The organism is Peribacillus sp. Bi96 (assembly GCF_918698115.1).
In the GTDB taxonomy this organism is placed as follows: domain Bacteria; phylum Bacillota; class Bacilli; order Bacillales; family DSM-1321; genus Peribacillus.
The window spans coordinates 13,112-26,984 of record NZ_CAKKLV010000026.1; the positions used below are offsets into that span (position 1 = coordinate 13,112).

25 protein-coding genes and 1 pseudogene are annotated in these 13,873 nt (G+C 41.0%); all 26 read right to left on the bottom strand.

The window, feature by feature from the left end:
* Positions 1–7: 7 nt before the first annotated feature.
* Positions 8–805, bottom strand: coding sequence for an energy-coupling factor transporter transmembrane protein EcfT (locus LQ203_RS22925; protein WP_230161685.1), 798 nt, complete (start codon positions 803–805; stop codon positions 8–10).
* Positions 805–1,671, bottom strand: coding sequence for an energy-coupling factor ABC transporter ATP-binding protein (locus LQ203_RS22930; RefSeq protein ID WP_230161688.1), 867 nt, complete (start codon positions 1,669–1,671; stop codon positions 805–807). Before LQ203_RS22930 ends, LQ203_RS22925 begins: the two co-directional genes overlap by 1 nt.
* Positions 1,647–2,486, bottom strand: coding sequence for an energy-coupling factor ABC transporter ATP-binding protein (locus LQ203_RS22935; RefSeq protein ID WP_230161690.1), 840 nt, complete (start codon positions 2,484–2,486; stop codon positions 1,647–1,649). The genes LQ203_RS22930 and LQ203_RS22935 overlap by 25 nt, the downstream gene beginning before the upstream one ends.
* A gap of 375 nt (positions 2,487–2,861) precedes the next feature.
* Positions 2,862–3,224, bottom strand: coding sequence for a 50S ribosomal protein L17 (gene rplQ, locus LQ203_RS22940; protein WP_061440393.1), 363 nt, complete (start codon positions 3,222–3,224; stop codon positions 2,862–2,864).
* A gap of 86 nt (positions 3,225–3,310) precedes the next feature.
* Positions 3,311–4,255, bottom strand: coding sequence for a DNA-directed RNA polymerase subunit alpha (locus tag LQ203_RS22945; protein ID WP_053349049.1), 945 nt, complete (start codon positions 4,253–4,255; stop codon positions 3,311–3,313).
* A 176-nt stretch (positions 4,256–4,431) separates the two neighbouring features.
* Positions 4,432–4,821: a 30S ribosomal protein S11 gene (gene rpsK / locus LQ203_RS22950; RefSeq protein WP_028390438.1), complete on the bottom strand. Its 390-nt coding sequence runs from the start codon at positions 4,819–4,821 to the stop codon at positions 4,432–4,434.
* Between the two features lie 22 nt (positions 4,822–4,843).
* Positions 4,844–5,209 (bottom strand): 30S ribosomal protein S13, encoded by a 366-nt coding sequence (gene rpsM, locus LQ203_RS22955; protein WP_053349050.1) that lies wholly within the window; start codon positions 5,207–5,209, stop codon positions 4,844–4,846.
* Between the two features lie 22 nt (positions 5,210–5,231).
* Positions 5,232–5,345, bottom strand: coding sequence for a 50S ribosomal protein L36 (rpmJ, locus tag LQ203_RS22960; protein ID WP_003156543.1), 114 nt, complete (start codon positions 5,343–5,345; stop codon positions 5,232–5,234).
* Between the two features lie 40 nt (positions 5,346–5,385).
* Complete coding sequence (gene infA, locus LQ203_RS22965; RefSeq protein ID WP_028390440.1) at positions 5,386–5,604, bottom strand: translation initiation factor IF-1; 219 nt, start codon at positions 5,602–5,604, stop codon at positions 5,386–5,388.
* Positions 5,605–5,646: 42 nt separating this feature from the next.
* Positions 5,647–6,097, bottom strand: a pseudogene (locus LQ203_RS22970) (M24 family metallopeptidase); the annotation flags it as partial.
* Between the two features lie 71 nt (positions 6,098–6,168).
* Positions 6,169–6,822 carry an adenylate kinase gene (locus LQ203_RS22975; RefSeq protein WP_230161692.1) on the bottom strand — a complete coding sequence of 218 codons (654 nt, stop codon included), beginning with the start codon at positions 6,820–6,822 and terminating at the stop codon, positions 6,169–6,171.
* Between the two features lie 58 nt (positions 6,823–6,880).
* Entirely contained in the window at positions 6,881–8,176 is a 1,296-nt protein-coding gene (secY, locus tag LQ203_RS22980) for a preprotein translocase subunit SecY (RefSeq protein ID WP_230161694.1), read from the bottom strand.
* Positions 8,176–8,616 (bottom strand): 50S ribosomal protein L15, encoded by a 441-nt coding sequence (gene rplO / locus LQ203_RS22985; RefSeq protein WP_034304982.1) that lies wholly within the window; start codon positions 8,614–8,616, stop codon positions 8,176–8,178. Before rplO ends, secY begins: the two co-directional genes overlap by 1 nt.
* A gap of 32 nt (positions 8,617–8,648) precedes the next feature.
* On the bottom strand, positions 8,649–8,831 hold the full coding sequence (gene rpmD / locus LQ203_RS22990) for a 50S ribosomal protein L30 (protein ID WP_076372857.1): 183 nt from the start codon (positions 8,829–8,831) through the stop codon (positions 8,649–8,651).
* Positions 8,832–8,847: 16 nt separating this feature from the next.
* A complete protein-coding gene (gene rpsE / locus LQ203_RS22995) occupies positions 8,848–9,348 on the bottom strand; it encodes a 30S ribosomal protein S5 (RefSeq protein WP_034304987.1) in 501 nt (166 codons plus the stop codon).
* Positions 9,349–9,370: 22 nt separating this feature from the next.
* Positions 9,371–9,733: a 50S ribosomal protein L18 gene (gene rplR, locus LQ203_RS23000; protein ID WP_053349055.1), complete on the bottom strand. Its 363-nt coding sequence runs from the start codon at positions 9,731–9,733 to the stop codon at positions 9,371–9,373.
* Between the two features lie 32 nt (positions 9,734–9,765).
* Positions 9,766–10,302, bottom strand: a complete 537-nt coding sequence (rplF, locus tag LQ203_RS23005) for a 50S ribosomal protein L6 (RefSeq protein WP_230161696.1) — start codon at positions 10,300–10,302, stop codon at positions 9,766–9,768.
* Between the two features lie 30 nt (positions 10,303–10,332).
* The gene (gene rpsH, locus LQ203_RS23010; RefSeq protein WP_061440388.1) at positions 10,333–10,731 is read right to left on the bottom strand and encodes a 30S ribosomal protein S8; all 399 of its coding nucleotides are present in this window, start codon (positions 10,729–10,731) and stop codon (positions 10,333–10,335) included.
* Positions 10,732–10,761: 30 nt separating this feature from the next.
* On the bottom strand, positions 10,762–10,947 hold the full coding sequence (locus tag LQ203_RS23015) for a type Z 30S ribosomal protein S14 (RefSeq protein WP_034304998.1): 186 nt from the start codon (positions 10,945–10,947) through the stop codon (positions 10,762–10,764).
* 25 nt (positions 10,948–10,972) lie between these two features.
* A complete protein-coding gene (rplE, locus tag LQ203_RS23020) occupies positions 10,973–11,512 on the bottom strand; it encodes a 50S ribosomal protein L5 (RefSeq protein WP_034305000.1) in 540 nt (179 codons plus the stop codon).
* A gap of 29 nt (positions 11,513–11,541) precedes the next feature.
* Entirely contained in the window at positions 11,542–11,853 is a 312-nt protein-coding gene (gene rplX, locus LQ203_RS23025) for a 50S ribosomal protein L24 (RefSeq protein ID WP_230161698.1), read from the bottom strand.
* 43 nt (positions 11,854–11,896) lie between these two features.
* Positions 11,897–12,265 (bottom strand): 50S ribosomal protein L14, encoded by a 369-nt coding sequence (gene rplN / locus LQ203_RS23030; protein WP_034305005.1) that lies wholly within the window; start codon positions 12,263–12,265, stop codon positions 11,897–11,899.
* 40 nt (positions 12,266–12,305) lie between these two features.
* A complete protein-coding gene (gene rpsQ, locus LQ203_RS23035) occupies positions 12,306–12,569 on the bottom strand; it encodes a 30S ribosomal protein S17 (protein ID WP_230161700.1) in 264 nt (87 codons plus the stop codon).
* Between the two features lie 18 nt (positions 12,570–12,587).
* Positions 12,588–12,791: a 50S ribosomal protein L29 gene (gene rpmC / locus LQ203_RS23040; protein WP_034305010.1), complete on the bottom strand. Its 204-nt coding sequence runs from the start codon at positions 12,789–12,791 to the stop codon at positions 12,588–12,590.
* Positions 12,781–13,215 carry a 50S ribosomal protein L16 gene (rplP, locus tag LQ203_RS23045; protein WP_230161703.1) on the bottom strand — a complete coding sequence of 145 codons (435 nt, stop codon included), beginning with the start codon at positions 13,213–13,215 and terminating at the stop codon, positions 12,781–12,783. The genes rpmC and rplP overlap by 11 nt, the downstream gene beginning before the upstream one ends.
* A 1-nt stretch (position 13,216) precedes the next feature.
* Entirely contained in the window at positions 13,217–13,873 is a 657-nt protein-coding gene (gene rpsC, locus LQ203_RS23050) for a 30S ribosomal protein S3 (protein WP_230161705.1), read from the bottom strand.

Consider the following 13,873-nt stretch of genomic DNA (forward strand, 5'->3'; position numbering starts at 1 on the left):
TTCCTTATTATGAACGTAATAAAAATAACATGACCGTAAGAAGACCTAGAAAGACCATCAAAAGGCTATCAATTGTTTTCCAATCCAGTTGGCGGTATTTCGTTCGACCTTCCCCTCCACGGTATCCTCTTGACTCCATGGCGGTGGCCAATTCTTCCGCTCGTTTGAACGAACTCACAAATAAAGGAACGAGCAACGGTACAATCGATTTAACCCGTTCCTTTATTGGACCTGATGAAAAATCAACGCCCCTTGCCGTTTGGGCTTTCATGATTTTTTCCGTTTCCTCCATTAGCGTTGGTATGAATCGAAGGGCAATGGACATCATCAATGCTAGTTCATGAACTGGCATTTTCCACTTTTTCAAGGGTCCCAACAGCTCTTCCATTCCATCGGTAATGGAAATCGGGGTTGTCGTCAAAGTTAATAGTGACGTAACAAGAATTAGTAAAGTAAATCTTACGGATATGAACAAACCTTGAATTAAACCGCCCTCATAGATTTCAAGCCAACCGTATTCAAAAAGCAATTCCCCTTCTTTTGTAAACAGTATATGGAGAAGGAATGTAAATACGATTAAGAAAAAGATAGGTTTTAACCCATTATAAAGATAGCGAAGCGGTATCTTCGAAAGGCTGATTAAAAGGATCGTAAATACCGCAAGTAAACCATAAGAAACGGCATTATTCGCCAAAAACGTGACACAAACAAACAAAAAAACGAGGAGCAGCTTAGCCCTTGGATCCATCCTGTGTATCAGAGAGTCAGCAGGGACATAACGCCCGATAATCATTTTCTCCAGCATTATCGGTTCCCCCGTTTCATGGCTTTATCTATCTCTATCGCTAATTCACCGATATTAAGACATGGATGATCAAATCGGACGCCTAATTCCTTCTGGAGCTTAAGCTGAAAACGGACCGTATCAGGGACATCCAATCCAAGTTCAAGTAATTGCTCCGGCTCGGAGAAGATTTCCTGGGGAGTTCCTTTTTTGAACACCGTACCCTGATGCATGATAATGATGTCATCCGCGTACTTGGCTGCATCCTCCATACTATGTGTCACCAGAATTGTTGAAATGCCCCTTACTTTATGCAAATCATAAAACATGTCCATGATTTCTTTGCGTCCTCGTGGATCCAGTCCAGCGGTAGGCTCATCCAGCACCAATACTTCAGGCTCCATGGCCAGCACACCAGCAATGGCCACTCGTCGCATTTGACCACCGGATAAGTCAAATGGAGATTTTTCAAGGATCTCCTCACTCAGTCCAACTTGCGCGATGGCTTTCCTGGCCAGTTTCTTAGCATCGTCTTCAGAAACCCCAAAATTCATGGGTCCGAAACATATATCTTTTTCAACCGTTTCATCAAATAGCTGATGTTCCGGAAATTGAAAAACGATTCCGACCTTTTGTCTAATTGGCCTCAATGCCTTTTCTTTTCTTCCTGCCTCAATTGTCCGGTCCCCAATGAAGACCCGACCCTTCGTCGGCTTTAAAAGAGCATTTAAATGCTGCAGTAGCGTCGATTTACCGGAGCCTGTATGCCCGATGATTGCGGTATAGGTTCCCGGCTCCATTGAAATATTGACATCATGAAGGGCTAGATGTTCAAAAGGAGTATTCACCTGATAGCGGTATTCTACATCATCGAGTGTAATTCGCATAAATCCTTCACCAACTCTTCCTCTGTCAAATGCCCATCAACTACACGAACACCATTTTTTTGCAGCTCTTTGGTTAGTTTCACTGAAAAGGGAATATCCAGACCAAGAGCGATTAATTCTTCCTCTAATTCAAAAATATCCTGAGGCGGCCCTTCACGATATAACCGACCTTGGTTCATGACTATCATTCGGTCAGCTTTCGCAGCTTCCTCAAGATCATGGGTAATAGATATGACGGTAATCTCGTTTTCCTGTTTTAATTCCCTTACTGTTTCAAGCACTTCTTCACGGCCTCTTGGGTCAAGCATGGAGGTTGCTTCATCTAAGATGATTATGTCTGGCTGCAAGGCTATTACACCTGCAATGGCCACCCTTTGCTTTTGACCGCCGGATAGATGGTGCGGCTCTTGATTAAGAAAGGCATTCATTTTAACCTTATTTAACGCACCATGAACACGCTCCACCATAACCTGCTGAGAAACACCGGCGTTTTCTAAACCAAAAGCCACATCATCCTGAACTGTAGTGCCTACAAATTGATTATCTGGGTTTTGAAAAACCATGCCAATTTTCTGGCGTACATCCCAAACGGTTTCTTCTGTCAGAAGTTGATCATTAATTGTAATCGTACCTGAGTTAGCAAACTGAAGACCATTCAGTAACTTCGCTAATGTCGACTTGCCGGAACCATTGTGCCCGACAATCGCAAGCCACTCCCCCTGATGAATATCAAAAGAAACATCATCCAAGGCGTTACGAGACTGACCCTCATATTTATAAATAATATTATTTAAAGAAACCAGCTTCTTCCCCATGTGGCCCTCCTCATCCTCGACTGCACTCATCTAATCTAAACTCTGCTCAATCAACATAAACAGACAATGAACATAAGTAGTCATTTCTTCTGAAAATATAAAAAAACGCTGCACCCCTTCCACCGAAAGAATTTTCGGTAAATTAAGAGCAGCTTACAGCGGGCCTGTTACGAAAAACAGGTTATCTTATAATCGCTTATCAAAAGCGGGAAGGGATGCTTGAGCTAGACGTGAAGGCTCCCTGTATGAACAGGTTCCGCCAGCCATCGTAACACTCAATGCGAATTTCTAAAAAACAGAATTTCTATTAAAAAAGAAAAAGGGCAAAGAACAAGTGAGTATATTCATTTGTCCCGCCCTTTTTCATCGTTGTTATTAAACTAATTCAATAACCACGACTGGTGCACCGTCACCGCGGCGTGGACCAACTTTCATGATACGAGTGTATCCACCTTGACGTTCTTCATAACGTGGAGCCACGTCACTGAATAGTTTTTGAAGGGCATCTGTGCCTTTCTCAGCGTCAGCGATTTCGTTACGGATGAATGATGCAGCTTGACGGCGTGCATGCAAGTCACCACGTTTACCAAGAGTGATCATTTTATCTACTACAGAACGTAATTCTTTTGCACGTGCTTCAGTAGTTTCAATGCGCTCATGGATAATAAGATCCGTAGCTAAATCACGAAGTAATGCTTTACGTTGTGCGCTAGTGCGTCCTAACTTTCTGTAACCCATTAGAGATTCCCTCCTTTGTTGAAGTTCTATATTGTGTGTTTAAAACAAGGCTCACAACAACATAATGGATTGATTCCGCCATGTTATCAGTCGTCTTTACGAAGACCTAAGCCTAATTCTTCTAGTTTCGCTTTCACTTCTTCAAGTGATTTACGTCCTAGATTACGTACTTTCATCATATCTTCTTCCGTTTTATGAGCTAACTCTTGAACGGTATTGATTCCAGCACGCTTCAAGCAATTGTAAGAACGAACAGAAAGGTCTAATTCTTCGATCGTCATCTCAAGAACTTTTTCTTTTTGATCTTCTTCTTTTTCAACCATGATTTCAGCATTTTGAGCTTCATCGGTTAACCCAACAAAGATATTCAAATGCTCTGTCAAAATCTTAGCTCCAAGTGCTACCGCTTCTTGCGGACCCGTACTGCCATCAGTCCAAACATCGAACGTTAACTTGTCAAAGTTAGACAACTGTCCAACACGTGTATTTTCAACTTGGAAAGATACGCGTGAAACTGGAGTGTAAAGAGCATCGATTGGAATTACACCAATTGGCTGATCTTCTCTCTTGTTTTGAACAGCAGGAGTGTAGCCGCGGCCGCGACGTGCAGATAAACGCATACGCATATGACCGTTTTTACCAATTGTAGCAATATATAAATCCGGATTAAGAATTTCTACATCACTATCATGAGTGATATCAGCAGCCGTGATGACTCCGTCACCTTGAACGTCAATTTCCAGCGTCTTCTCTTCATCAGAGTAAATCTTAAGAGCTAGTTTCTTCACATTAAGAATGATAGATGTGACATCTTCCACGACGCCTTCAATTGTTGAGAACTCATGTAGCACTCCATCAATTTGTATAGCTGTGACAGCAGCACCTGGGAGTGAGGATAAAAGAATACGACGTAAGGAGTTACCCAATGTAGTACCATACCCACGCTCTAGTGGCTCTACGACGAATTTACCGAATTTGGTATCGTCGTTGATTTCAACCGTTTCGATTTTTGGTTTTTCTATTTCGATCATCAATAAACCCTCCTTCAAAACGTCAAAACCCCGGAAAGTAAACGAATTCACTTAACCGAAATTCCCCATGTATACGTTCCCGCTGTGCGCAACAACTGAAAATTAATCCTCTGTAAGAACGCAAACTCAGTATTATATCCCATTATTGACAGGAATACAAAATCTATACAGAAAAATTAAACACGGCGACGTTTTGGTGGACGGCATCCGTTATGTGGAACTGGAGTTACATCTTTAATTGCAGTTACTTCTAGGCCAGCAGCTTGAAGTGCACGAATAGCAGCTTCACGTCCAGCACCAGGTCCTTTAACTGTAACTTCAAGAGTTTTCATACCATGTTCAATTGATGTTTTAGCAGCTGTTTCAGCAGCCATTTGTGCAGCAAATGGAGTGGATTTACGAGATCCACGGAATCCTAGTGCTCCAGCACTTGACCAAGAAATAGCATTACCATGAGAGTCAGTGATCGTAACGATAGTGTTATTGAATGTTGAACGAATATGTGCAATACCAGTTTCTATATTCTTTTTCACACGACGTTTACGTGTATTAGTTTTACGTGCCATGAAAAGTAACCTCCTTTACTAATTATTTTTTCTTGTTAGCTACAGTACGACGAGGTCCTTTACGCGTACGAGCATTGTTTTTTGTATTTTGACCGCGAACAGGAAGACCACGACGGTGACGTAAACCACGGTAAGAACCGATTTCCATTAAACGTTTGATGTTTAGGGAGATTTCACGACGAAGGTCGCCTTCTACTTTAAGCTTGTCAATGATATCACGAATTTTATTCAATTCGTCTTCCGTTAAGTCACGAACGCGAGTTTCTTCAGAAACACCTGCTTCTGCAAGAACTTTGATCGCTGTTTGTTTTCCAATACCATATATATATGTTAATGAGATAACAATACGTTTGTCACGGGGAATATCTACTCCAGCAATACGTGCCATGCTTGAGTGCACCTCCTTCTATTTAGCCTTGTTTTTGTTTATGTTTAGGGTTTTCGCAAATAACCATAACTTTACCTTTTCTGCGGATAACTTTACACTTTTCGCAGATTGGTTTGACTGATGGTCTGACTTTCATTGCTATCTAACCTCCTTATACAGATCGGAGCGTAACCGGATTATTTGAACCGGTATGTGATTCTGCCGCGAGTTAGATCATACGGGGAAAGCTCAACCGTAACTTTATCTCCAGGCAAAATGCGAATAAAGTGCATACGAATTTTACCGGATACATGAGCTAAAACAGTATGACCATTTTCTAATTCTACCTTAAACATTGCATTTGGCAAAGTCTCTTGTACTGTGCCTTCTACTTCAATTACATCATCTTTCGCCATAAAAGTGATTCTCCCTTCTCTATGCGTGAACCTATTAAAGGTACACATCTTTCCGTCAACATTACTACAGTCCAATTATCCTCATAAGTCTTACAATTCTGCATCAAGTATTCACCATTTTGTAGAACCAGGCTTTAACTGAGGACCTTTATCAGTTGGACCGAAATGAGGATTTATGGGTCCTCATGTAAGTCTTGACCGATTCCGTGACCGACATACTCTCGAAATAGAGAAGCAATTAGTCTCGACATAGGTTTGAATAGCATGGGAGATGTTTGAAAGGCGCACGCCTGACATAGCTTCTTTCAACCCTCTATATCACGACTCTTTAGGAATCCCTATAGAGTCACTGCATTTCTTCATCAATTTTGCCGACCGGATATGTCCATGAAGATCACTTATAAAGTAATCGCCCAATTCAGGGAATACCAAGTACAAGAACCTGATTAATAAATGTGCGAATGCTCTCGCGAAATCCATTATACCCTTTGTATTAAAGGAATGCACCAAGTTTAACTGGTAAGGTGTAAAAATGGTATGAATTTCATAAATCAATACAGATGATTAATTTTGCAAAGCACCAAGTAACACATCAATATTTTCAAATACCTTGTTAATATCTTGCTGCCCGTTAATGTTGACCAAGTATCCTTTTTCTCCGTAGAAATCAAGAAGTGGCTTGGTTTGTTTCAAATTCACATCTAAGCGATTTTGAACCGTTTCTGCATTATCGTCAGCACGTTGATATAATTCTCCGCCGCAGCGGTCGCATACATCATCTTTAGCAGGAGGATTGAATACAAGGTGATATGTCGCACCACATGATTTGCAAATACGACGACCTGTCAATCTTTCCATTAAGATGCTTTTATCAACATCGATATTAATGACAAAATTTATTTTGCGATCTAAATCAGTAAGGATGCTTTCAAGTGCCTCTGCTTGTGCCACAGTACGTGGAAATCCATCAAGCAAAAATCCTTTTAGGCAGTCCTCCTTGCTTAAACGCTCACGGACGATGCCAATGGTAACTTCATCAGGTACCAATTCGCCTTTATCCATAAATGATTTAGCCTTTAGACCTAATTCTGTTCCATCTTTTATAGCTGTTCGGAACATATCTCCAGTAGAGATATGAGGGATATTATATTTTTCTACGATTTGTTCAGCTTGAGTGCCCTTACCAGCACCCGGCAGACCCATTAACACTAGATTCAATTTTCTTCCCCCTCAAACTCTATAATGGGTAAAGGGAACAAGCCGTTCCCAAAACTCATTACTTTATAAAGCCTTTATAGTGTCTCTTCACAAGTTGTGATTCCAGCTGTTTCATCGTATCTAGGGCAACCCCTACTATGATTAGCAAACTAGTGCCGCCAATCTGTGCAGATTGAGGCAGGTCAGCAAGCTTAATGAAAAATACCGGTAAAACGGCAATGATGGCTAAGAATATAGAGCCTACAAACGTTAAGCGGTATAAAACACGTGTTAAATATTCTTGTGTACTCTTACCTGGACGAATCCCGGGCACATAGCCACCTTGCTTTTTCAAATTCTCAGCCATTTGTTCAGGATTAACCTGAATGAATGCATAAAAATACGCAAAAGCAATAATAAGAGCAACATATATGATCATACCAATTGGCTTGGTATAATCAAGATTTGTTGAGATCCAACTAGTCACGCTGTTCTTTCCAAAGAAAGATGCGATTGTAGTGGGAGTGATGATAAATGCCATTGCAAAGATTACCGGAATAACCCCCGCAGCATTTACTTTCAATGGTAAATGTGTGGACTGGCCACCCATTTGTGTACGACCTACCGCAGCACGTTTGGCATACTGAATAGGAATTTTACGCAATGCCTGCTGAATGAAGATAACAGCAACCACGATTGCTAATACTGCTAATACAATGAGGATAATCGTTATGATTCGTAAGAATAATTGATCTCCTGCATTTTCAAATTGTTGGGCGTAAATCTGGTTTGCCGTATTTGGCAAACTAGCTACGATACCAGCAAAGATGATGATGGAAATCCCATTACCCACACCCTTAGCAGTGATCAGCTCCCCTAACCACAAAAGAAAAGCTGTTCCTGCCGTTAAGACAGTCGCAATAAGCAAGTATGTTGCAATTCCAGGATTTTCAATCAACTGGCCACCTGACATATTATTGAACCCATAGGACATACCCAAAGCTTGGATGAATCCTAGGATAATAGTGAAGTAACGAGTGAATTGAGCTAATTTACGGCGCCCTGCTTCTCCTTGTTTAGACCATTCAGTGAACTTAGGAACAACATCCATCTGTAATAGTTGAACGATGATAGATGCCGTAATGTATGGCATGATACCCATCGCTAAAATAGAAAAGTTTTGCAGTGCCCCGCCGCCAAAGGTATTTAAAAGACCTATGACGCTCAGCTGGTCCTGTTCAGCGAGAAAATCGGCATTCACATGCGGTACAGGTATAAATGTACCGATGCGATAGACGATTAACATTAGGAGGGTAAAAATAATCTTATTCCTTATTTCACCCACGCGCATAAAATTGGAGATCGTGCGAAACATTAGATCACCTCTGTGTTACCGCCAGCAGCTTCGATAGCTTCTTTAGCAGTAGACGAGAATTTGTGAGCTTTAACAGTAAGCTTTTTCTCAATGCTTCCTTTGGCAAGAATTTTAATTCCTGCTTTTTCTTTACTTACAACCCCAGTCTCAAGTAAAAGAGCTGGTGTTACTTCAGTACCGTCTTCGAAAAGATTTAACGTATCAAGATTCACGATAGCATAGTCTTTACGGTTAATGTTGGTAAATCCACGTTTAGGCAAACGTCTGAATAGAGGAGTTTGACCCCCTTCAAATCCAAGACGCACACCGCCGCCGGAGCGAGCGTTTTGTCCTTTATGTCCTTTACCTGCTGTTTTACCGTTACCAGATCCAATACCGCGACCTTTACGTTTACGTTCTTTACGAGAACCTTCTGCAGCTTTTAACTCATGAAGTTTCATGTTGGCACCTCCTTGTTAAGTTAAAAATTATTTTATTGTTCTTTTACAGTAACAAGATGAGCAACTTTGGTAATCATACCGCGAATTGCAGGGTTATCTTCTTGAATAACCGTTTGATGCATTTTGCGTAAACCCAAAGTGTTAACTGTAACACGTTGATCTTCAGGACGACCAATCAAGCTGCGAGTGAGGGTGATTTCTAATTTATTAGCCATAATTCGATTTCCCTCCTTATCCTAACAGTTCTTGTACTGATTTTCCACGTAACTTAGCTACGTCTTCAGCACGTTTCAATTGCTTCAATCCTTCGATTGTTGCGCGAACCATATTAATAGGTGTATTAGTACCAAGTGATTTAGACAAGATATCACTTACTCCACCTAATTCTAGTACCGCACGAACAGGACCACCAGCAATTACTCCTGTACCTTCAGAAGCTGGTTTCAATAGAATGTGACCTGCGCCATAGCGACCGTTCACAAGGTGAGGAATTGTAGTTCCAACCATTGGTACAGTAATTAGATTTTTCTTAGCATCCTCAATAGCTTTACGGATCGCATCCGGAACTTCTTGAGCTTTACCAGTACCAAATCCAACATGACCATTTTTATCACCAACAACAACTAGTGCAGTGAAACGGAAACGACGTCCGCCTTTTACAACTTTAGCTACACGATTTACTGTAACTACGCGTTCTTCAAGTTCTAATTTATTAGGATCAATGCTACGCATCTGTTATGTCCCTCCTTATCCGTTAAAATTCTAAGCCGTTTTCACGAGCAGCGTCAGCCAATGCTTTAACACGACCATGGAAGAGGTAACCACCGCGGTCAAATACCACAGCTTTGAAACCTTTTTCAACAGCACGCTTCGCAATAAGTTCGCCAACTTTTTGAGCTGCTTCAGCATTGCTACTAGCTTCGATACCGATCTCTTTATCAAGAGTTGAAGCACTTGCTAATGTTACGCCTTTTGCATCGTCAATTAATTGTGCGTAAATGTGTTTGTTTGAACGAAACACATTTAAACGAGGACGAGCTTCTGTTCCAGAAAGCTTAGCACGTACACGTGCATGTCTTTTCTGACGAGTAGCATTTTTATCAAGCTTCGTAATCATTTACGTCACTCCTTTCGTTTACTTATGCGGCATTACTTACCAGTTTTACCTTCTTTACGACGAACGAATTCGCCAACGTAACGAATACCTTTACCTTTATACGGCTCAGGTGGGCGAACATCACGGATATTAGCTGCTAGAGCTCCTACACGTTCTTTGTTTGCACCTTTGATAATTACTTTTGTATTAGAAGGAACTTCGACTTCAACACCAGTTTCTGGCTCTATTTCTACAGGGTGAGAATATCCTACGTTAAGGATAAGCTTAGTACCTTGCTTTTGTGCACGGTACCCAACCCCAATAAGTTCAAGTGATTTTTCAAATCCTTTTGATACACCTTCAACCATGTTAGAGATAAGTGCGCGAGTAGTACCGTGTAAAGAACGGTGAGTCTTCTCATCAGACGGACGTGTAACAGTTAACACGTTCTCTTCAACAACGATTGTAAGATCAGGACTGAATGATCTAGTTAATTCACCTTTAGGTCCTTTAACAGTTACTTCACTTCCGTTAATAGTAACTGTTACGCCTGCAGGGATTTCAATAGGTTTTTTACCTATACGAGACATATTGTGCACCTCCATTCTTGTGAAAATGTATTACCAAACGTATGCTAAAACTTCTCCGCCAGCTTGTTTAGAGCGAGCTTCCTTGTCTGTTAAAACTCCGTGAGAAGTAGAAACAATTGCAATACCTAAACCGTTTAGAACGCGTGGTACTTCACCAGTTTTTGCATATACACGCAAACCAGGTTTGCTGATACGTTTTAGACCAGTAATAACACGTTCGTTGTTTGCACCGTATTTTAAGAAGATACGGATGATACCTTGTTTGTTGTCTTCGATTAATTCAAAGTCACGTACGAAGCCTTCACGCTTTAAGATCTCAGCAATTTCTTTCTTGATCTTAGAAGCAGGAACTTCTAGTTTTTCGTGACGAACCATATTCGCATTACGGATGCGAGTAAGCATATCTGCAATAGGATCTGTCATGACCATTATATTTTACCTCCTTCCCAAACTCGGGTTTTACCAGCTAGCTTTTTTAACGCCAGGAATTTGTCCTTTATATGCAAGTTCGCGGAAACAAATACGACAAAGTTTAAATTTACGTAGTACTGAATGTGGACGTCCGCAACGTTCGCAACGTGTGTATTCTTGTACTTTAAACTTTTGTTCGCGTTTTTGCTTTACGATCATAGACTTTTTAGCCACGATTTCGCCTCCCTTTATTTAGAGATTACTTTTGGAACGGCATTCCAACTTGAGTAAGTAGTTCACGAGCTTCTTCGTCAGTGTTGGCAGTCGTTACGATAACGATATCCATACCACGAACTTTGCTCACTTTATCGTAATCAATCTCAGGGAAGATAAGTTGCTCTTTAACACCTAATGTATAGTTCCCACGTCCGTCAAAGGATTTCTTTGAAACGCCGCGGAAATCACGTACACGTGGTAAAGATACAGATACTAGCTTATCAAGGAATTGATACATACGTTCTCCACGTAATGTAACTTTCGCTCCGATAGGCATACCTTCACGCAAACGGAAGCCTGCGATTGATTTTTTAGCTTTTGTTATAACTGGTTTTTGACCAGTGATCAATGTAAGTTCTTCAACAGCTGTATCTAAAGCTTTCGAGTTAGATACTGCGTCACCCACACCCATGTTAATAACGATTTTCTCAATGTTTGGTACTTGCATTACTGATTGATAGTTGAATTTACCCATCAATGATGGTGTAATTTCACTTCTGAATTTTTCTTTAAGGCGGCTCATTGCTTAGTGTACCTCCCTTCATTTATGACTTATTTATCTAAAGTTTCACCTGATATTTTAGCTACGCGTACTTTTTTACCATTTTCAATCTTATATCCAACACGAGTCGGTTTACCTGATTTAGGATCAAGTGGCATTACATTGGATACGTGAATAGCAGCTTCTCTGCTGATAATTCCACCTTGTGGATTAAGTTGAGATGGCTTGGAATGCTTTTTCACGATGTTAATTCCTTCAACAAGCACACGATTTTGTTTCGGATATGCAGAAAGAATGATTCCTTGTTTGCCTTTGTCCTTACCAGAGATGACTACGACTTTGTCACCTTTTTTAACATGCATTAGCTTGGCACCTCCTTGAAAGGCTTTATACAAATTTTACATATTATAGAACTTCTGGAGCTAGAGAAACGATCTTCATGAAACTGTTGTCACGTAATTCACGAGCAACAGGTCCAAAAATACGAGTTCCACGTGGGCTCTTATCGTCACGGATAATTACACATGCGTTTTCATCAAAACGAATGTAAGAACCGTCAGGACGACGCATACCACGTTTTGTACGGACAACAACAGCCTTAACGACTTCACCTTTTTTAACAACGCCTCCTGGTGTTGCCTGTTTAACTGTACAAACGATGATATCACCGATGTTTGCAGTTTTACGGCCTGAACCACCTAGGACTTTAATTGTTAGCACTTCACGAGCACCTGAATTGTCAGCGACTTTTAAACGAGATTCTTGTTGAATCATGTACGGTACCTCCCTTCGGAATTAGCTAATCCGAACTATATTAAATGATTACTGCTTTTTCTACAACTTCTATAAGACGGAAGCGCTTTGTAGCTGAAAGTGGACGAGTTTCCATGATACGTACTACGTCGCCTGCTTTAGCTTCGTTTAGCTCGTCATGAGCTTTTAACTTTTTAGAGTATTTCACGCGTTTACCGTATAAAGAATGCGTTTTATAGGTTTCTACAACAACTGTTACGGTTTTATCCATTTTGTCGGATACTACGCGGCCAGTGTAGATTTTGCGTTGGTTGCGTTCGCTCATTCTGCAAACCTCCATTCATTATCGATTAGTGACACCGATCTCTCTTTGACGAACAACTGTTTTCATACGAGCAATCGATTTGCGAACTTCACGGATGCGAGCTGTATTTTCAAGTTGTCCAGTAGCTAACTGGAAACGAAGATTAAATAGTTCTTCTTTAAGAGATTTTAGTTTTTGTTCAATTTCAGCAGTGGTTAGATCTTTGATTTCATTAGCTTTCATTTGTTTCACCACCAATTTCCTCTCTTTTTACAAACTTACATTTGATTGGAAGTTTGTGTGCTGCAAGGCGCAATGCTTCTCTTGCCACCTCTTCAGATACACCAGAGATTTCAAACAATACTTTGCCCGGTTTAACTACTGCTACCCAACCTTCAGGAGCACCTTTACCGGAACCCATCCGTACTTCAAGCGGCTTAGCTGTGTAAGGTTTGTTTGGGAAAATTTTGATCCAAACTTTTCCTCCACGTTTCATATAACGAGTCATCGCAACACGAGCAGCTTCGATTTGACGGTTAGTGATCCAGGAAGCTTCTTGAGCTTGAAGTCCAAATTCTCCAAAATGAACTTCAGTGCCGCCCTTAGCCATCCCTCTCATCTTACCGCGGTGTTCACGACGGTATTTTACGCGTTTTGGCAATAACATATTATTTTCCTCCTTCCTCAGATTTCTTCTTAGTAGGAAGAACTTCTCCACGGTAGATCCAAACTTTCACGCCTAGCTTACCGTAAGTAGTATCTGCTTCAGCATGAGCATAATCTATGTCAGCACGAAGTGTGTGAAGTGGAACTGTTCCTTCGCTGTAATGTTCAGCACGAGCAATATCTGCACCGCCAAGACGACCAGAAACTTGAGTTTTGATTCCTTTTGCGCCTGAACGCATTGTGCGTTGGATAGCTTGTTTTTGAGCACGTCGGAATGAAACACGGTTTTCTAATTGACGAGCGATGTTTTCAGCAACCAATTTCGCGTCAAGATCTGCTCTTTTAATTTCGATGATATTGATATGAACTCTTTTGCCAGTTAACTGGTTCAAAGCTTTACGAAGTGCTTCAACTTCAGTACCGCCCTTACCGATAACCATTCCTGGTTTAGCAGTGTGAACAGATACATTGATACGGTTAGCTGCACGTTCGATTTCAACTTTAGATACAGAAGCATCATTTAGACGTTTCGCGATATATTCACGAACTTTAATGTCTTCATGCAAAAGAGTAGCGTAGTCTTTATCAGCGTACCATTTGGATTCCCAATCACGGATGATCCCGATACGCATACCGACTGGATTTACCTTTTGACCCAC